The organism is Pseudomonas sp. B21-031, from assembly GCF_024748985.1.
GTDB lineage: Bacteria > Pseudomonadota > Gammaproteobacteria > Pseudomonadales > Pseudomonadaceae > Aquipseudomonas > Aquipseudomonas kermanshahensis.
In genome coordinates, this window is record NZ_CP087181.1 from 1,007,819 (window position 1) to 1,026,887 (window position 19,069).

At 62.7% G+C, this 19,069-nt stretch carries 15 protein-coding genes; 2 read left to right on the forward strand and 13 right to left on the reverse strand.

Features of this window, described 5'->3' with window-relative positions; translation table 11 throughout:
• Window positions 1-4: 4 nt before the first annotated feature.
• A complete protein-coding gene (locus tag LOY53_RS04550) occupies window positions 5-718 on the reverse strand; it encodes an ABC transporter permease (protein WP_027595567.1) in 714 nt (237 codons plus the stop codon).
• 476 nt (window positions 719-1,194) lie between these two features.
• Between LOY53_RS04550 and LOY53_RS04555 the strand changes: the two genes are divergently transcribed.
• Window positions 1,195-2,778 carry a peptide chain release factor 3 gene (locus tag LOY53_RS04555; RefSeq protein WP_027595568.1) on the forward strand — a complete coding sequence of 528 codons (1,584 nt, stop codon included), beginning with the start codon at window positions 1,195-1,197 and terminating at the stop codon, window positions 2,776-2,778.
• 151 nt (window positions 2,779-2,929) lie between these two features.
• Here LOY53_RS04555 and LOY53_RS04560 read toward each other — a convergent pair whose 3' ends face one another.
• The 4 genes from LOY53_RS04560 to LOY53_RS04575 all read right to left on the reverse strand — a co-directional run bounded on the left by LOY53_RS04560 (window position 2,930) and on the right by LOY53_RS04575 (window position 6,717).
• Complete coding sequence (locus LOY53_RS04560) at window positions 2,930-4,009, reverse strand: polyamine ABC transporter substrate-binding protein (RefSeq protein ID WP_258703650.1); 1,080 nt, start codon at window positions 4,007-4,009, stop codon at window positions 2,930-2,932.
• A 52-nt stretch (window positions 4,010-4,061) separates the two neighbouring features.
• On the reverse strand, window positions 4,062-4,403 hold the full coding sequence (locus LOY53_RS04565) for a cupin domain-containing protein (protein ID WP_252826757.1): 342 nt from the start codon (window positions 4,401-4,403) through the stop codon (window positions 4,062-4,064).
• Between the two features lie 32 nt (window positions 4,404-4,435).
• Window positions 4,436-5,842: an FAD-binding oxidoreductase gene (locus tag LOY53_RS04570; protein ID WP_252826758.1), complete on the reverse strand. Its 1,407-nt coding sequence runs from the start codon at window positions 5,840-5,842 to the stop codon at window positions 4,436-4,438.
• Window positions 5,843-5,907: 65 nt separating this feature from the next.
• The gene (locus LOY53_RS04575; protein WP_258703651.1) at window positions 5,908-6,717 is read right to left on the reverse strand and encodes a nuclear transport factor 2 family protein; all 810 of its coding nucleotides are present in this window, start codon (window positions 6,715-6,717) and stop codon (window positions 5,908-5,910) included.
• A 232-nt stretch (window positions 6,718-6,949) separates the two neighbouring features.
• Here LOY53_RS04575 and LOY53_RS04580 point away from each other — a divergent pair, with 232 nt between their 5' ends.
• Window positions 6,950-7,840, forward strand: a complete 891-nt coding sequence (locus tag LOY53_RS04580; protein ID WP_252826760.1) for a hypothetical protein — start codon at window positions 6,950-6,952, stop codon at window positions 7,838-7,840.
• A 211-nt stretch (window positions 7,841-8,051) separates the two neighbouring features.
• Here LOY53_RS04580 and LOY53_RS04585 read toward each other — a convergent pair whose 3' ends face one another.
• The 8 genes from LOY53_RS04585 to LOY53_RS04620 all read right to left on the reverse strand — a co-directional run bounded on the left by LOY53_RS04585 (window position 8,052) and on the right by LOY53_RS04620 (window position 18,694).
• On the reverse strand, window positions 8,052-9,020 hold the full coding sequence (locus LOY53_RS04585; RefSeq protein WP_252826761.1) for a peptide ABC transporter ATP-binding protein: 969 nt from the start codon (window positions 9,018-9,020) through the stop codon (window positions 8,052-8,054).
• A complete protein-coding gene (locus LOY53_RS04590) occupies window positions 9,020-9,988 on the reverse strand; it encodes an ABC transporter ATP-binding protein (protein WP_258703652.1) in 969 nt (322 codons plus the stop codon). Before LOY53_RS04590 ends, LOY53_RS04585 begins: the two co-directional genes overlap by 1 nt.
• Window positions 9,989-9,998: 10 nt before the next feature.
• Complete coding sequence (locus LOY53_RS04595) at window positions 9,999-10,925, reverse strand: ABC transporter permease subunit (protein WP_099428383.1); 927 nt, start codon at window positions 10,923-10,925, stop codon at window positions 9,999-10,001.
• 10 nt (window positions 10,926-10,935) lie between these two features.
• Entirely contained in the window at window positions 10,936-11,946 is a 1,011-nt protein-coding gene (locus LOY53_RS04600) for an ABC transporter permease subunit (RefSeq protein WP_016485006.1), read from the reverse strand.
• Between the two features lie 91 nt (window positions 11,947-12,037).
• Window positions 12,038-13,633 (reverse strand): ABC transporter substrate-binding protein, encoded by a 1,596-nt coding sequence (locus tag LOY53_RS04605; protein WP_258703653.1) that lies wholly within the window; start codon window positions 13,631-13,633, stop codon window positions 12,038-12,040.
• An 84-nt stretch (window positions 13,634-13,717) separates the two neighbouring features.
• Complete coding sequence (locus LOY53_RS04610; RefSeq protein ID WP_258703654.1) at window positions 13,718-15,097, reverse strand: OprD family porin; 1,380 nt, start codon at window positions 15,095-15,097, stop codon at window positions 13,718-13,720.
• Window positions 15,098-15,321: 224 nt separating this feature from the next.
• Window positions 15,322-16,914, reverse strand: a complete 1,593-nt coding sequence (locus tag LOY53_RS04615; RefSeq protein WP_258703655.1) for an ABC transporter substrate-binding protein — start codon at window positions 16,912-16,914, stop codon at window positions 15,322-15,324.
• Window positions 16,915-17,068: 154 nt separating this feature from the next.
• Window positions 17,069-18,694 carry an ABC transporter substrate-binding protein gene (locus tag LOY53_RS04620; RefSeq protein WP_252826768.1) on the reverse strand — a complete coding sequence of 542 codons (1,626 nt, stop codon included), beginning with the start codon at window positions 18,692-18,694 and terminating at the stop codon, window positions 17,069-17,071.
• Window positions 18,695-19,069 lie beyond the last annotated feature (375 nt).

A 19,069-nucleotide genomic window follows, 5' to 3' on the forward strand; every position in this document is an offset into this window, starting at 1 on the left:
CGTCTTATTGGGCCAGGCCACGTTCCAGCCAGCGCTTACTGGAGAAGCTCACCAGGGCGTCGAGCAGCAATGCCAGCAGCGCCGTACACGCGGCGCCCAGCAGCAGCTGCGGCTGGTTGTTCAGGGCAATGCCAGGGAAAATCAGGCTGCCCAGGCTGTTGGCGCCAATCAGGAATGCCAGGGGCGCGGTGCCCACGTTCAGCGCCAGGGCCACACGCACACCGCCGACGATGATCGGCACGGCGTTGGGCAGTTCCACCTGCCACAGTTGCTGGCGCGGGGTCATGCCGATGCCGGTGGCGGCTTCCTTGAGCGAGGCGGGGACGTTTTTCAGGCCTTCGTAGGTGTTGCGCACGATGGGCAGGAGGGAGGCGAGGAACAGCGCGAAGATCGCGGGCCCGGCGCCGATGCCCAGGATACTGAGCGCGATGGCCAGAACGGCCAGCGGGGGGATGGTGTTGCCAACGTTGAAGAACTGCATGAAGCGCTCGGCTTTGTCGACCCGGTGCGGCCGACTTAGCGCAATGCCAGCGGGGATGCCCACGGCCAACGCCGCCGCCATCGAAGCCAGCACCAGTATCAGGTGCGCTTGCAGGTAGAACCCAAGATCGTCGCGGTAACGCGCGATCGTGTCGATGCCGATCCAGTGGATCAGCAGGGCCAGGATGACGAGCACGGTGGCGCATCCCAACAGCCCTTTTCCGTAGCGTGTAGCCACAGGCGGACTCCTTGTGTTGTCGGCGAGCACACTCTTTTTTTGGCCGGCCATACCTGGCAGCGAGTGGTGTGTTCGCGAGTAGCAGCGTGAAGCAACCGAAGGCTGCGATCAGGCCATGAGCCGAACCCCGTCGGGCCCGAAAAAGCTGATGAAACCAGTCCCCAACCGAAGCGGGTTGCAGGGGAGTGGACGTCTCCGAGGGCGTAAAGGTTCCCATCTGAGGCGGCATTTGGCCAGTGTTAATCACTGGTGGATATGAAATATGGCGAGAAAAAACAGCGACTTAACGCGCTGGAGGCGTTGAAATAACTGGCCTGTGGCCTTTTGTCGTGATAAAGCGTTTGCCTTCTGAATTTGTATTGACTGTGCCGGCCTATTCGCGGGCACAGGCACCACTCATTCCTCCAGTTTTGGTCCCCGCCCAACTTCAGGTATGATATCGCCCCTTTTTGAATCCCCCAGTCAGGCGATTTCCCATGACCAACCAGGCCGCCGAAGTCGCGAAGCGCCGCACTTTCGCCATTATTTCCCACCCCGACGCCGGTAAGACCACCATCACCGAGAAGCTCCTGCTGATGGGCAAGGCCATTGCCGTCGCCGGTACCGTGAAGTCGCGCAAGTCCGACCGCCACGCCACCTCCGACTGGATGGAAATGGAGAAGCAGCGCGGCATCTCGATCACCACCTCGGTGATGCAGTTCCCGTACCGCGAGCACATGATCAACCTGCTCGACACCCCCGGCCACGAAGACTTCTCGGAAGACACCTACCGCACCCTGACCGCAGTGGACTCGGCGCTGATGGTGCTCGACGGCGGTAAAGGTGTAGAGCCGCGCACCATCGCCCTGATGGATGTCTGCCGCCTGCGCGACACGCCCATCGTCAGCTTCATCAACAAACTCGACCGTGACATCCGCGACCCGATCGAACTGCTCGACGAGATCGAAGCCGTTCTGAAGATCAAGGCCGCGCCGATCACCTGGCCGATCGGTTGCTACCGCGATTTCAAGGGCGTGTACCACCTGGCCGGCGACTACATCATCGTCTACACCCCGGGCCACGGCCATGAGCGTACTGAGGTCAAGATCATCGAGAAGCTCGATTCCGATGAAGCCCGTGCGCACCTGGGTGACGAGTATGATCGCTTCCTCGAACAGCTTGAGCTGGTTCAGGGCGCTTGCCATGAATTCGATCAGGACGAGTTCATCAACGGCCAGTTGACGCCGGTGTTCTTCGGTACCGCACTGGGCAACTTCGGTGTCGACCATGTGCTCGACGCTGTTGTCGACTGGGCGCCGCGCCCGCTGGCCCGTGTGGCCCACGAGCGTACCGTGGAGCCGGTGGAAGAGAAGTTCACAGGCTTCGTGTTCAAGATCCAGGCGAACATGGACCCGAAACACCGCGACCGTATCGCTTTCATGCGCATCTGCTCGGGCAAGTACGAGAAGGGCATGAAAATGCGTCACGTGCGTACCGGTAAGGACCTGCGCATCGGTGACGCGCTGACCTTCTTCTCTTCCGAGCGCGAGCAGTTGGAAGAAGCCTTTGCTGGCGACATCATCGGCCTGCACAACCACGGCACCATCCAGATCGGCGACACCTTCACCGAAGGCGAGGCGCTGGGCTTCACCGGTATTCCGCACTTCGCTCCAGAGCTGTTCCGCCGCGTGCGCCTGAAAGACCCGCTCAAGTCCAAGCAGTTGCGTCAGGGCCTGCAGCAGCTGGCCGAAGAGGGCGCGACCCAGGTGTTCTTCCCCGAGCGCAGCAACGACATCATCCTCGGTGCGGTCGGTGTGCTGCAGTTCGACGTGGTCGCCAGCCGCCTGAAGGAAGAGTACAAGGTCGAATGCGCCTACGAGCCGATCACTGTGTGGTCCGCGCGCTGGATCAGCTGTGACGACAAGAAGAAGCTTGAGGAATTCCAGACCAAGGCCATGGAGAACCTGGCCATCGACGGTGGCGGTCACCTGACCTACCTGGCGCCGACCCGGGTCAACCTGTCGCTGATGGAAGAGCGCTGGCCGGACGTCAAGTTCCGCGCTACCCGCGAACACCACTGATCGATCAGGCCAGGGCAGAACCTTGAGGTGACTGACCTGGCCTCATCGCCGGCAAGCCGGCTCCCACAGGTATTGCACAAGCCGTTGAGCCTGCGCAGGCCTTGTGGGAGCCGGCTTGCCGGCGATGAGGCCAGTGAAGGTTGTAACTACCTCAATTGCCTGCCTTGATGCTGGTCCAGATCCGCGTCCGGATGCGGTCGATCTTGGCCGGCATCGCTTCCAGCGCATACAGCTTGCCCATCACCTCGTCACTGGGGTAGATCATCGTATTGCCCTTCATGGCCGGGTCCACCTGCCCGTCTGCCTTGAGGTTGCCGTTGGCGTACTGCACATGGTTGCTGATGTTGGCCATCACCTCCGGCTGCAGCAGGTAGTTCATGTAGGCATAGCCCGCCTTCTCATCCGGCGCATCGGCCGGCATGGCGACCATGTCGAACCACATCGGCGCGCCTTCCTTCGGGATCGAATACCCCACCTTCACCCCGTTCTTCGCTTCATCGGCGCGGTTCTTTGCCTGCAGTACGTCACCCGAGAAGCCGACCACCACGCAGATATCGCCATTGGCCAGGTCGCCCGTGTACTTGGATGAATGGAAGTAGCTGATGTACGGCCGCACCTTCATCAGCAAGTCCTTGGCTTTCTCGTAATCCTTCGGGTCCTGGCTGTGATGCGGCAAGCCCAGGTAGTGCAAGGCGATCGGCAGCAGTTCCGGGCCGTTGTCCAGCACCGCGACCCCGCAGCTTTTCAACTTGCTCATGTACTCGGGCTTGAAGATCAGGTCCCACGAGTCCACCGGCGCGTTGTCGCCAAGCACCGCCTTGACCTTGTCGATGTTGTAGCCGATGCCGGTGCTGCCCCACAGGTACGGGAAGCCGTACTGGTTACCCGGGTCGTTCACTTCCAACGCCTTGAGCAGCACCGGGTTGAGGTTGTGCCAGTTGGGCAGCTGCGACTTGTCGAGGCGCTTCAGCGCCTTGCCCTGGACCTGCCGGGCCATGAAGTGGTTGGAGGGGAACACCACGTCGTAGCCGGAATTGCCGGTCATCAGCTTGCCGTCGAGGGTTTCGTTGCTGTCGTACACGTCGTAGGTAGGCACGATGCCGGTGGCTTGCTGGAAGTTCTTCAGGGTGTCGGGGGCGACGTAGCTGGACCAGTTGTAGATCTTCACCGTGTCGGCGGCGCTGGCCACGCTGGCGGCCAGCATCAGGGGTGCGAGAAGGAGGGTGCGCATGTCGGGTTTACCTTGCTTTGTCTGTTGTTATCGAAGGCAGGCGATTAGCGGATCAGAAAATCAGTACGTAGGTCTTGCGCACGGTCTCCTGGATGTCCCAGATACCCATGCTGTTGGCCGGTAGCATCAGTGCGTCTCCGGCTTCTATGTAGAGGGGCTCGCCGCCGTCGGGGGTGAAGGTGCAGCGGCCCTTGATGATGTGGCAGAACTCCTGCTGCACGATCTGCCGTCGCCAGCGCCCGGGTGTGCACTCCCAGATGCCGGTTTCGACGCCATCATCGCGCTCCACGCAGGTGACCGAAGCCACTGCAACAGGCTCGCCGAGCGGGACTGCGACCGGGTTGGAGCTGTCCAGCACGGCGCTGTCGGTGTCTTTGAACTGGGTGATGCTCATGACCGGTGGATCCTGTGTAGGTGAAAGGGAAGTCAGTGCATGAAGCCTTCCATGAAGTCTGCAAGGGAGCTGGCCAGACGCCGCCTCCACGGCGCGCTGGCGGGGTTGGCGAGGGTGCGGTCCTCGTGGACGAAACTCTGGATGATCGCGTTGTAGCCCAGCCAGCGGCAGGGTTCGGGGGGCCAGGCGGCGAGGCTCGACACGGGGCGGTTGTCGAGCACCCAGGGTTGAGCGGTCAGTTCGTTGTGCTGGCCCAGAATCAGCGCAGCCAGGGTGCGCCCGCCGAGGTTGGTGGCGCCGACCCCTTCGCCGCCGTAGCCGCCAGCCAGGGCAATGCCGCGCTGTCGGTCACACAGCATGTGTGGGCGGAAACGCCGCGCCATGCCCAGGTTGCCGCCCCAGGAATGGGTGATGCGCACGTGCTTGAGCTGCGGAAACAGCTCGCCGAACAGGTAGCGGCGCAGTTCCACTTCGGCCTCGTTCAGGGTGAAGTCTTCGCGCAGGCGGCCACCGAAGCGGTAGCCGCCGCGGGCGCCGAACACCAGGCGGTTGTCGGCAGTGCGCTGGCCGTAGGTGACCTGGCGGCTGCTTTCGCTGAAGGCCTGGCCCTGGGCAAGGCCAATCTGCTCCCAGGTCGATTCGGGTAGCGGTTCGGTCGCCACCAGCAAGCTCTGCACCGGCAGTTGATGCTTGCCCAGCGGTGGCAGGCTGGCGGCGTAGCCCTCGACGGCAGGCACTGTCCACTGGCAGCGCACGCGCGCCAGCGGTGCGCGTACTTCACCGGGCTGCCAGTCGACGGCGGGTGTGTTCTCGTAGATCGGTACGCCCAGCGCCTCCACCGCACGCGCCAGGCCACGCACCAGCTTGGCCGGCTGGATGGTTGCGGTGTGCGGGCTGTAGATCGCGCCGTAGGCGTTGCTCACCCGCAACTGCGCGTCCAGCTGTTCGGGGCGCAGCCAGCGGTAGTCATCCTCGGTCATGCCCTGGCGGTACAGGTCGTCGAGGTAGGCACGCAGGCTGCGCTCCTGTTCCGGGTAGCGGGCTGCGCAATACAGCACGCCGCCTTTGCGGTAGTCGCAGTCGATGGCCTCGCGTTGCAGCACGGTGTGCACTTCATCGGGGATGCCGTGCAGCAGGTCGATGCTGGCGCGGCGTTGCTGCGGCGACAGGGTGGCGAGCAGGCGGTCTTCGCCGAGCAGGTTGCCCATCAGCCAGCCGCCGTTGCGCCCGGAGGCACCGAAGCCTGCGATGTTGGCCTCGATCACCGCGATGTTCAGGTGAGGGGCCTGGCGCTTGAGGTAGTACGCGGTCCACAGGCCGGTGTAGCCGGCGCCAATGATGCAGACGTCGACCTCGAGGTCTTCGCGCAGCGCCGGGCGGGCACACAGCGGCTCGTCGAGCTGGTCCATCCACAGGCTGAGCGTGCGCAGGGGTTGCATCAGGTTCGGCTCCACAATCCGTCAAGGTCTGCGGGCGATGCTAGTGGCGTTGGGGGAGGGCTGTCCTACGTGCGTGCACGCAGGGAAATTTGCTTGAGGTAGGCCTTGGGCGTGAGCCCCGTGTGTTCGCGGAAGCACTTGTAGAACGCCGACAGCGAATTGAAGCCCGCGCTGAACGCCAGGTCGTCGATCGGAGCCTGGGCAGTATTGTCGTCCAGGCTGGCCATCAGGTGCTGCAGGCGCGCTTGGTTGACGTAGCGGTAGAAGCTTTGGCCCAGCACCTGGTTGAGCAGGTAGGAGATCTGGTTGCGGCTGTAGCCGCTGGCATCGGCGACCTGTTGCAGGTCCAGTTCCGGGTCGAGGTAGGGGCGTTGACGCTGGAAGTAGTGCTCCAGGTCCTGGGCCATGGTCGACAGCTGGCGCGGCGAAAGCCCGAGGCGGCTGGTGGCCGGTCGCGGGCTGGCGTTGGTCAGGCCCTTGCCCTGCTGTCGCACCAGCGTGGCGTACTCGTTGACCCGCCAGATCAGGCCATCCTTGACGGTGATGGCCTCGCTGGACTGGAACGCGACCAGGCCTTCGCCGCCTTGCACGGTGACTTGGTACTGGATGAAGGCAGTGCAGCCATCGATGCGGATGCGGTCGCTATGGACGATATCTTCACCCGCTTCCTGCGGCAGGCTGGCGCGCACGTAGTCGCGCAGTTCGTTGAAACCGAGCTCGCGGTTCTGGAAGAAGTCGTGGTACCGCACGTCTGGGTGATACAGCGCAATGACGCCGTCGAGGTCGCGGTGCTTCCAGCACAGGTGATAGCGCATCACGGTCTCGGCGGTGATGGGCGTCTGTTCGGGGCCGTCGGCGGGGGTGTTCGAACGCATTGGCAAATAGTGCCGGGGGCAGGGGCGGTAGGCAAGCCAGTGGGCGCGGCCAGAGGACATTGCATAAACCCTGAGCCTGTTCGAGCAATCCGGGTGTTTTGCACGACTCTAGGAAACACGTTTGAGCTAACCCGTTGATTCGGTTGAAAGTCATTTTTTGTCACATGTGGCACGGGCTCTGCACCGATCATCACGCGACTGGTCCCGATGCTCACAATAAAGGCGAAAAACCATGATCCCCTCTGCCGAATATCCGTATGTCGATTCCCAGAATCGTTCAGGCGTGTCCTGGGCGGCCATCTTCGCGGGTGCCGCTGCTGCTGCCGCGCTGTCTTTGATCCTAGTGGTGCTCGGTGCGGGGCTTGGCTTTGCTGCCACTTCGCCCTGGGCAGATGAAGGTGCCAGCGCCCAGACCTTGGGCGTGTCGGCGATCATCTGGTTGTTGTTGACGCAGATTCTCGCTTCAGGCCTGGGCGGCTATATCGCCGGCCGGCTGCGGGTGAAGTGGGCCAATCTGCATGGCGATGAAGTGTATTTCCGCGACACGGCCCATGGCTTCCTCGCCTGGGCAGTGGCCACGCTGGTTGCGGCCATGCTGATCGTTGGCACCGTCGGTGGTTTGGCCGGTGCGGGCGTGCAGGCCGGGGCGACGGCGGTTGGGGCGGCTGCGAGCATGGCGCCCAAGCCTGATGCCAATGGTTACTTCGTCGACAGCCTGTTCCGTAGCGATGGCCCGGCAGCGGTCAGCGACGATGCTGCCAACGGCGTAGCGGCGCGCATCCTGGCCAAGTCCATCGCGCAGGGTGGCACGCTGGCTGAAGGTGACCGCGCGTATCTCGCGCAATTGGTGGCCCAGCGTACCCGCTTGAGCCAGGCGGAAGCCGAAGCACGGGTAGATGAAGTGTACGCCCAAGTGCAGCAGGCCAAGGTGCAGGCAAAACAGGCGGCTGATACGGCGGCAAAAGTGGCGGCCTGGACCGCGCTGTGGACCTTCGTTGCGCTGCTCTGCGGTGCGTTCTTTGCCAGCCTGGCTGCGTTGTTCGGTGGCCGTCAGCGTGATCGCGTGCTGTGGCTGGAAGGGGAAGGCGTGGCCTACACGACCCATCGAAGCATTCAACGTTAAGGAAGGAGAAACAACATGCGCTCATTACTGCTGTGGATGCTTGGGGTACCGATTCCGGTGATCATCCTGATCGCGATATTCATGCATTGAGAATGTGGGGCCGCTTTGCGGCCCATCGCCGGCAAGCCGGCTCCCACCGGTGCGGCGCAGGTTTAAAGCCTTCGCCGTACTTGTGGGAGCCGGCTTGCCGGCGATTGAATGTCACACCGAACTAGAGAAATTGCTCGGCATAGTGACAGGCGACTTGTCTGCTTCCCACCTGCCGAAACGCCGGCACTTCAACACCACACCGCTCCGTCGCATACGGGCAACGCTTGTGAAACGCGCAGCCATCCGGCGGGTTCAACGGGTTGGGCAATTCCCCCGCAATGCGAATCTTAGGCTTCAACGGGTCCGGATGAATCGCCGGTGTTGCCGACAGCAATGCCTGGGTATAAGGGTGCAGCGGCTTCTCGTAGATATCCGCTTTCGGCCCCATCTCCGCCGGCCGCCCCAGGTACATCACCAACACCTGATCCGCCACATGCCGCACCACCGCCAGGTTGTGCGAGATGAATACGTAAGCGGTGTTGAATTCCTTCTGCAGGTCCATGAACAGGTTCAGCACCTGCGCCTGGATCGACACGTCGAGTGCAGAGGTCGGCTCGTCCGCCACCAGCACCTTGGGCTGCAGCATCATGGCCCGGGCCAGGGCGATGCGCTGGCGCTGCCCCCCCGAGAACATGTGCGGGTAGCGCTGGTAGTGCTCGGGTCGCAAGCCGACCTGCTCCATCATCTTCTGCACTTTTTCGCGCCGCTCGGCCTTGCTCAGCGAGGTATTGATCAGCAGTGGCTCGGCCAATTGGTCGCCGATCTTCTGGCGCGGGTTCAGCGAGGCATACGGGCTCTGGAAGACCATCTGCACATCGCGGCGCAATTGCTTGCGCTCGGCCTTGCTGGCGCCTGTGACCTCGGTGCCGGCGATCTGCAACGAGCCGGAGGAGGGCTCTTCGATCAAGGTCAGGGCGCGGGCCAGGGTCGATTTGCCACAGCCGGATTCACCGACCACAGCCAGGGTCTTGCCGGCCTCCAGTTCGAACGATACGCCATTGAGCGCACGCACCAGGGCGTGGCCCTTGAACAGGCCGCGGGACACTTCGTAATGGCGAGTCAGCTCGCGGGCAGTAAGTACGACGGCCATCACGCCACCTCCTGGTTCAGCGGGTAGAAGCAACGCACCAGGCTATGAGCCTGCTTGGCGAGGGGCGGGCGCTGTTGCCGGCAGTTGTCCTGCACGTACGGGCAGCGCGGCGACAGCAGGCAACCTTGCGGCCGGTCGTAACGGCCAGGGACGATGCCGGGCAGGGTGGCCAGGCGCTCGGCGCCCAGGCTGTGCTCGGGGATCGCCGCCAGCAGGGCTTCGCTGTAGGGGTGGGCGGGGACGTCGAACAGCTCGGGCACCTGGCCCACTTCTACCGCTTGCCCGGCGTACATCACACACACGCGCCGGGCGGTTTCAGCCACTACGGCCAGGTCATGGGTAATGAGAATGAGCGCCATGTTGCGCTCTTTCTGCAGGTTGACCAGCAGCTCCATGATCTGCGCCTGAATGGTCACATCAAGGGCGGTGGTAGGTTCGTCGGCGATCAGCAGCTTGGGTTCGCCGGCAATCGCCATGGCGATCGCCACGCGCTGGCTCATGCCGCCAGACAGCTGGTGCGGATACGCGTCCAGGCGGCTTTCCGCGGCGGGGATTTCGACCTTTTTCAACAGTTCCAGGGCCCGCTGGCGCGCAGCCTTGCCCTTCAGGCCCAGGTGCTGGCGCAGCACTTCTTCGATCTGGTAGCCCACGGTGAAGCTCGGGTTGAGCGCGGTCATCGGGTCCTGGAAGACCATGGCGATGTCCTTGCCCACCACCTTGCGCCGCTGGCGGCCGCTGAGCCTGAGCATGTCGGTGCCATTGAACGTCATGGCATCGGCGGTGATGCGCCCGGGGGCGTCGATCAGGCCCATCAGGGCCATCATGGTCACGGATTTGCCCGAGCCGGACTCGCCGACAATGGCCAGGATCTCACCGGCATCCACGGCCAGGTCCAGGCCGTCCACCACCGGTACTGCATGGGCGTCGCCGAAGCGCACATTGAGGTTGTTGATCTGCAACAGTGACATGGCGTTCTCCTCAGGCGGCGTTCTTGAGTTTCGGGTCCAGCGCATCGCGCAGTCCGTCGCCCATCAGGTTGATTGCCAGCACGCTGAGCAGAATGGTCACACCCGGCAGGCTCACCACCCACCAGGCCCGCTCGATGTAGTCGCGGGCCGAGGCCAGCATGGTGCCCCACTCGGGGGTGGGCGGTTGTACGCCCAGGCCGAGGAAGCCCAGAGCCGCGGCGTCGAGGATCGCCGAGGAGAAACTCAAGGTGGCCTGCACGATCAACGGCGCCATGCAGTTGGGCAGCACGGTGACGAACATCAGCCGTGGCAAGCTGGCACCGGCCAGGCGGGCGGCGGTGACGTAGTCACGGTTGAGTTCGCCCATCACTGCGGCGCGGGTCAGGCGCACATAGGCAGGCAGCGAGACGATGGCGATGGCGATCACGGTGTTGATCAGGCCAGGGCCGAGGATGGCGACGATGGCCACGGCCAGCAGCAGCGAGGGCAGGGCCAGCATCACGTCCATCAGGCGCATGATCGAGGGGCCGAGGAAGTTCGGGAAGAAGCCGGCCAGCAGGCCCAGCAGAATCCCCGGGATCAGCGACATCACCACCGACGACAGGCCGATCAGCAATGACAGCCGGGCGCCCTGGATCAAGCGCGACAGCAGGTCGCGGCCCAGTTCGTCGGTGCCGAGGATGAACTGCCAGGTACCGCCTTCGAGCCACACCGGCGGGGTCAGCAGGAAGTCGCGGTACTGCTCGCTCGGGTCATGCGGTGCGACCCAAGGGGCGAACAAGGCGCAGAACACCACCAGGCACATGAAGGCCAGGCCCATCACAGCGCCTTTGTTGCGCGAGAAGGCGTGCCAGAATTCCTTGTACGGCGAGGGGTAGAGCAGGCTTTGGTCCACCGGGCTGGCCGGTGCGACGGATTTTGCAATCGGGCTAGTCATGGCGAAGGCCTCAGCGCTGATGACGGATGCGTGGGTTGGCCAGGCCGTAGAGGATGTCCACGACGAAGTTGACCAGAATCACCAGGCAGGCGATCAACAGGATGCCGTTCTGGACCACGGGGTAGTCACGGGCACCGATGGCTTCGATCAGCCATTTACCGATGCCCGGCCAGGAAAAGATGGTTTCGGTCAGCACGGCGCCGGCCAGCAGCGTGCCGACTTGCAGGCCAAACACGGTGAGCACCGGGATCAGCGCGTTACGCAGGCCGTGCACGAATACCACGCGGGCGGGCGACAGGCCCTTGGCGCGGGCGGTGCGAATGTAGTCTTCGCGCAGTACTTCGAGCATCGACGAGCGGGTCATGCGAGCGATCACCGCCAGCGGAATGGTGCCCAGCACGATGGCCGGCAGGATCAGGTGCATTACTGCATCCTTGAACGCGCCTTCTTCGTCGCTGAGCAGGGTGTCGATCAGCATGAAGCCGGTTTTCGGCTCGATGTCGTAGAGCAGGTCGATGCGCCCGGACACCGGCGTCCAGCCCAGGCTGACCGAGAAGAACATGATCAGGATCAGGCCCCACCAGAAAATCGGCATGGAGTAGCCAGCGAGCGAGATGCCCATCACCCCATGATCGAACAGCGAGCCTCGCTTCAGTGCCGCGATCACCCCGGCCAGCAGGCCGACGATGCCGGCGAACAGCAGGGCGGCGAAGGCCAGCTCCAAGGTGGCGGGGAACAGGGTGAGGAATTCGGTCCACACGCTCTCGCGGGTACGCAGCGATTCGCCCAAGTCACCCTGGGCGAGCTTGCCCACATAGTCCAGGTACTGGACCGGCAGCGGCTTGTTCAGGCCCAGGCGCTCCATGGCCTGGGCGTGCATTTCGGGGTCGACCCTGCGCTCGCCCATCATCACTTCCACCGGGTCGCCGGGGATCAGGCGTATGAGCGCGAAGGTGAGCAAGGTGATACCGAAGAAGGTCGGGATCAGCAGGCCCAGGCGCCGGGCAATAAAACTCAACATTGTCGGGGTTACCTCTTCAGGCCTGGCGGCAGTCAGCACGCCACGGCAGTGCCGCCGGTCCCCGTGTGGGCTGCCGGCGGTCGTTGTTTTTCTACTTCACCCGGGTGGTGGCGAAGTTGTTGTTGGTCAGAGGGTTGATCACGTAACCCTCCACGTTGTCACGCATGGCGGTAAACACCTTCGGGTGGGCCATGCTGATCCAGGGTTGGTCGTCATCGTACACCTTCAATGCCTCGCTATAGAGCCTTGCACGCGCGTCGTTATCGATCACCTCGCGGGCTTGGGTGATCAACGCCTGGAATTTCGAGTTGCACCAGCGCGCGTAGTTCTCGCCATTTTTCGCCGCCTCGCAGCTGAGCAGCGGGGTGAGGAAATTGTCTGGGTCGCCGTTGTCGCTGGCCCAGCCGGTGGACACCAGGTCGGCTTCGCCTTTTTTTGCCCGGCGCAGCATCTCGGCCCACTCCATGACGCGGATGTCGAGCTTGATGCCGACCTTGGCCAGGTCTGATTGCAACATCTCGGCGGACAGCCGCGGGTTGGGGTTGGTCGGGCCGCCGCCGTTGCGGGTGAACAGGGTAATGACCGTACCCTCCGGTACACCGGCCTCCTTGAGCAACGCACGTGCCTTGTCCAGGTCGCGGGGCGGGTTTTTGTTGTCGCGGTTGAAGCCGATCATTGACGGCGGGTAGGGGTTGATAGCGACCAGGGCGTTGCCTTTGCCGAACAGCTGATCGACGTGGGACTGGCGGTCGAAGGCCATGTCGATGGCTTTGCGCACCCGCACATCGCTGAGGTATTTGTGCTCGGTGTTCATGGCGATGTAGCCGGTAACCAGTGCTTCGGTGTTGGCGATCTTGAGCTTAGGGTCTGCCTTGATCGACGGCACGTCCTCGGGCTTGGGGTACAGCGCTACCTGGCATTCATTGGCGCGTAGCTTCTGCAGGCGGACGTTGCTGTCGCTGGCGATGGCAAAGATCAGGGCATCGGCCGGTGGCTTGCCACGGAAGTAGTCTGGGTTGGCCTTATAGCGGACCTGTGCGTCCTTGCTGTAGCGCTGGAAGATGAACGGGCCGGTGCCGATCGGCTTGCTGTTGAGGTCGCCTGTCTTACCTGCCTTCAGCAACTGGTCGCCGTATTCGGCTGAGTAGATCGAGGTGAAACCCATGGCCATGTCACGTAGAAACGGTGCTTCCGGGCGGGTGAGGGTGATCACCACGGTGTGGTCGTCAGTCTTGTCCACCGACTTGAGCAATTTGCCAAAGGCCATGCTTTCGAAATACGGGTAGCCGACGCTGGTCTTGTCGTGCCAGGGGTGTTGTGGGTCCAGTTGGCGGCGCAGGCTCCACAGCACGTCGTCGGCATTGAAGTCGCGGGTGGGCGTGAAGTAGTCGGTGGTGTGGAACTTCACCCCCTGGCGCAGGTGGAAGGTGTACGTCAGGCCATCAGCGGAGATGTCCCAGCGTTCCGCCAGGGCCGGCCGGATGTCGGTCGTCCCGGGGGTGAAATCGACCAGGCGGTTGAACAGGGTTTCGGACGAGGCATCGAACGTCACGCCCGTGGTGTACTGGACGACATCGAAGCCCTCGGGGCTGGCTTCGGTACACACCACCAGCGGCTTGGCCGCAAGCGGCGCGGCGCTGCCCAGGATGAGCGCTGCCAGGGCAGCGCGGAGCGGTAGCGATTTCATGAATACTCCCTGCTAGCTTTGATTCCAGCGTAGCCGCCACGGCCTGTTTTTTTCAGTGGGCGAAGCAGGCCGTGGCGTCATGGGTCAGAGGATGTTGAACGGAATGGTGGTCACCACGCGGAACTCGTCCAGGCTGCCATCGGCCTGGGCCTTGCTGGCGCGGTGTGCGGTGTAGGTGGCGCGGATGCTGGTGTCCTTCAGCGGGCCGCTCTGCACCGCGTAGCTGGTGCCGATGCCCCACTCGTAGTGGGTCTCGCCGTCCATCCCCTTCACGTCATAGGCGGTGCCGCGGTAGTGCGTGCCGTCGATGCCCCAGCCGCGGGCGTTGTACAGGTTGAACTTCAGGCCCGGCACGCCGTAGGGCGCCATGTTCAGCACATAGGAAATCTGCAGGGATTTCTCGTTGGGGCCGTTGAAGTCCGAGAGCAGCGAGTTGGCCAGGTAGATGCCGTTGGTTTCGTGCAGGTAGTCGAAGTACTCGTTGCCGTTGACCTGCTGCCAGTTGGCCGAGAGTGTGTGGGCCTGGTGCGTCAGGCCAAGCGAAAGGCTGTAGGTGTCGTTGTCGATCTCCCCCATCTTCTTGCTGCCTTCGTCCACGGTCTTGTAGTAGTTCAGACCGGTGTTCAGGCTAAGTACTGCGCTGTCGCCCAGCACGTGGTTGGCGCCGAAGTAGTACTGGTTCCAGAAGTCGTCGACCTTGGTGGCGTACAGGCTGGTGGTCAGGCTCTTGAACGGCTGGTAGTTGACCCCGGTGGTGCTGGCGTGGTCGGTTTCCACGCCCGTGGCGCTGTACTCGGTGCGGAACTTGCTGAGGCTTTGCTCGGTGCGCGGGGAAACGCGGTCGAAGGTCGCAAAGTCAAACGACAGGTTGTCGAACTCGGCGCTGTGCAAGAGCGCGCCTTCGAAACTCGAGGGCAGGGCTCGGTTGCCAATGTAGGCCATCATCGGCGTATCCATCGACAGGCGGCCGATGGTCAGGGTGGTGTTGGACACGCGGGCCTTGATGTTGGCCAGGCCCAGTTTGCTCCACTGGTCGATAGGGTCGCCGTCGCTGTGGGTCAATGTGCGGTTGTTGGGGCCAGCAATCGCCTTACGGTTCTGTAGCAGGGCAACGGCGTTGTAGCCGGCCGCTTCGACGGCAAAGCCCACGGTGCCTTGGGTAAAGCCCGAGCTGTAGTTGAGGATGGTGCCTTGCAGCCAGTTCTCGCGGCTGTGGGTGTCGTGGCGGGTGCCGTCGCTTTTGTAGTACTTCCACAACGGGCCGCGGGCGGCGCGCTCGCGGGCGTACCAGTTGCGGGTCGAGCCGGACAGGCGCTGGCCGTCGATGAAGCCAGTAGCTTGTTCCTGTTCGCTGCCGGTCTTGAGGGTGAGCGGGACATAGTCCTGGCGCTGAGGGTCGGCTTCGACCACGGAGCAAAAGCTGCCGATGGTTAAGGCCAGTGCGGTTGAGGTGAATATTCTCAAGGTGAAAGCTCCCTTTCCTTTTTCTAGTTATTACCGGCCTTGTGAGCCGGGTTTATTGCTGCGGTGTTGCCAGGTTTGCCTGGGGTTGCCGGGCTAATCAGGGGGAGGTGTGTTGCCAGTGCCGGCCTCTTCGCGGGTCAAGCCCGCTCCCACAGGTAACTGCTGGTAGTGGGGAACCTGTGGGAGCGGGCTTGACCCGCGAAGAGGCCGGTACTGGTTAATGCCTAATCAACACTCACACCGGAAAAATCATTGCGGCCAAAGGGGCTGACCTTGAAATCGGAAACCTTGACACTGATCGGCTGGTTCACCGTGGAATGCGCCACCGGGGTAATCGGCACCTGTTGCTTGAGCCGTTGCTGGGCCTGGCGGTAGAGGGCGGTGCGCTGTTCGCGGTCGGTCACCTGCTTGGCCTGCTTGACCAGGCTGTCGTACTGCGGGTCGCACCACAGGGAGTAGTTGTTGCTGCCGATGGCGTCGCAGTTGTAGAGGGTGCCGAGCCAGTTGTCGGGGTCGCCGTTGTCGCCGGTCCAGCCAATCAGGGCGATGTCGTGCTCGCCGCTTTTCATGCGCTTGAGGTACTCGCCCCATTCGTAGCTGACGATGCGCACCTTGAAGCCCAGCTTGTTCCAGTCGGCCTGGAGCATCTCGGCCATGAGCTTGGCGTTGGGGTTGTACGGGCGCTGTACCGGCATGGCCCATAGGGTGACTTCGGTGCCGTCCTTGACCCCGGCCTGCTTGAGCAGTTGCTTGGCTTTTGCTGGGTCGAAGGGGGCGTCCTTGAGACTGTCGTCGTAGGACCATTGGGTGGGCGGCATGGCGTTCACCGCCCGTTGCCCGGAGTCCTGATACACCGCCTGCAGGATCGCCTGCTTGTTGACCGCCATGTCCATGGCCTGGCGCACTTCCAGGCGGTCGAAGGGCGGGTGCTGGGTGTTGTAGGCGATGTAGCCGAGGTTGAAGCCGGGCCGTTGCAGCACGTCGAGTGTCTTGTCGGCCTTGAGCGCCGGCAGGTCGGCCGGCCGAGGGTGCAAGGTGACCTGGCATTCGTTGCGGCGCAGCTTCTGGATGCGCACCGAAGGGTCGGTGTTGATCGAGAACACCAGGTTGTCGATCTTCACCTCGTCCGGTGCCCAATAGTCCTTGTTGCCCTTGAAGCGGATCTGCGCGTCCTTCTGGTAGCGCTGGAACACGAACGGCCCGGTGCCGATGGGTTGCTGGTTGATGTCGCTGGGGCGCCCGCGGGTCATCAGCTGCTCGGCGTATTCGGCAGACAGGATGGACGCGAAGCTCATGGCAAGGTTCTGGATGAACGCGGCGTCGACCTTGTTCAGGGTGAACACCACGGTCAGCGGGCCGGCCTTCTCGATGCGGGCGATGTTCTTGTCCAGGCCCATGCTGACGAAGTAGGGGAACTCGGTGGGGTAGGCCAGCCGGAACGGGTGGCCCTTGTCGAGCATGCGGTTGAAGGTGAACAACACGTCGTCGGCATTGAAGTCGCGGCCTGGGGTAAACGCCCTGTTGGCGTGGAACTTCACGCCCTCGCGCAGGTGGAAGGTGTAGCGCAGGCCATCCTCGGAGATGTCCCATTTGGTTGCCAGGGCCGGGTGCACGGCAGTGCCGCCGCGTTCGAATTCGACCAGGCGGTTATAGATCGGCTCGGCGGCGTCGTTGTCGGTGGCGCTGGTGTACTGGGCGGTGTCGAAACCAGCCGGGCTGCCTTCGGAACAGAACACCAGGTTTTTCGCGAGCAGGGCCGGGGATTGGCTCATCAGGCCCAGCGCGAGTAGGGTCGAAAGGGCGGTGGCATGGCGCATGGCGTGTCCTTGTTCGTCTGTTTCGCCGCCTCGGGGTACGAATGACGGCAACAGGTTGCCTATCCCGCTGCGGGTAGCAGCAGGCAGGCGTGATGGGGGTTTGGCTGTGGTCGGGCAGGCACCCGCCGCGCGGCGGGTGCCGGGGGCTACCCTATTATTTGTCCACGCTGACGCCGTAGAAGGCATTCAGCGAGAACGGGCTGATCTTGAAGTCCTTCACCTTGACACTCATGGGCTGGTACACGGTGGAGTGGGCGATCGGGGTGATCGGCACCTGCTGCTTGAGGATGTGCTGCGCCTGTTGGTACAGCTCAGTGCGTTTGGCGGGGTCGGAGGTGGCTTTGGCCTGTTTGATCAGGTCGTCGTAGGGCTTGTAGCACCACTTGGAGAAGTTGTTGCCGTCGATCGCATCACAGCCGTACAGGGTACCTAGCCAGTTGTCCGGGTCACCGTTGTCGCCGCTCCAGCCGATCAGCATGGCGCCCTGTTCGCCGCCTTTGGAGCGCTTGATATATTCGCCCCATTCATAGCTGACGATCTTCGCCTTGATGCCGATCTTGGCCCAGTCCGATTGCAGCATTTCGGCCATCAGCTTGGCATTGGGGTTGTACGGGCGTTGCACGGGCATGGCCCACAGGGTGATCTCGGTGCCCTCCGGGATGCCGGCTTGCTTGAGCAGCTGCTTGGCCTTTTCCGGGTCGTAGGGGGCGTCCTTGATGCTGTCGTCATAGGACCACTGGGTGGGCGGCATGCCGTTTACCGCCAGCTGGCCGGCACCCTGGTAAACCGATTCGATGATCTTCTTCTTGTCCACCGCCATGTCCAGTGCCTGACGCACTTCGAGCTTGGCCATAGGGTTGGGCACGCTGCTGCCCTTGATCTTGTCCATCACGTTGTAGGCGATGTAGCCGAGGTTGAAGCCGGCCTGTTGCGGCATCTGCAGGCTCTTGTCGGCCTTGAGTGGCTCGATGTCGGCCGGGCGCGGGAACAGCGTGACCTGGCACTCACCTTTCTTGAGCTTCTGCATGCGCACCGAGGCATCGGTGGTGATGGCGAAGATCAGGTTGTCGAGCTTCACGTCCTCGGGTTTCCAGTAGTCCTTGTTGCCCTTGAAGCGGATTTGCGCGTCTTTTTGGTACTTGCTGAACACGAATGGGCCGGTGCCGATCGGTTTCTGGTTGAGGTCGGCGGGCTTGCCTTCTTTCAGCAGCTGGTCGGCGTACTCGGCTGACTGGATGGAGGCGAAGCTCATCGCCAGGTTCTGGATGAACGCGGCGTCCACGTCGTTGAGGGTGAAGCGCACGGTGTGCTCGTCGACCTTCTCGAGCTTGGCGATGTTCTTGTCCATGCCCATGTCGGTGAAGTAGGGGAACTCGGTGGGGTAGGCCTTACGGAACGGGTGGTTCTTGTCGAGCATGCGGTTGAACGTGAACAGCACGTCATCGGCATTGAATGTGCGGGTCGGCTTGAAGTAGTCGGTGGTGTGGAACTTGACCCCTTCGCGCAGGTGGAAGGTGTAGGTCTTGCCGTCGTCGGACACTTCCCATTTAGTCGCCAGGCCCGGGATCACGGCGGTACCGCCGCGTTCGAACTGGGTCAGGCGGTTGAACACGGTCTCGGCCGAGGCGTCGAAGTCGGTTCCCGTTGTGTATTGCCCTGGGTCGAAGCCGGCCGGGCTGCCTTCGGAGCAGAACACTAGGTTGGACGCTGCGTGGGCGAGCGGGGCGCCGGCCAGCAAACCTGCGCCTAGCAGGAACGGAATGACTGCGTGTTTGAGCATGGTGGCCTCATTGTTGTCATTTTTGATTGAGGTGGCCTCGTGAGCCGACCTGAGGATACTTATGCAGGGGCTGTTCCCAATGCAACACTCAGAAGGATAGTTGGCGCCAGAAAGGTGGTACGAGCGTACATGGATGTCGCATCGGTATAACTTTCGCCGAAGTTGAACGTTTGCGCGGGCAAAATAATGGCAATTGCAGGATGTTTCGAGGGGGAGGGATATGTAAGTCGCACCTTAAAAGTGCGTAGGAAATGTCTTAAATTGCAGAATTAGGGCTGCTTTGCAGCCCATCGCGACGCAAGGCCGCTCCTACAGGTGCAGCACAAGCCTTAGGATCTGCGCTGCCCCTGTGGGAGTCGGCTTGCCGGCGATTGG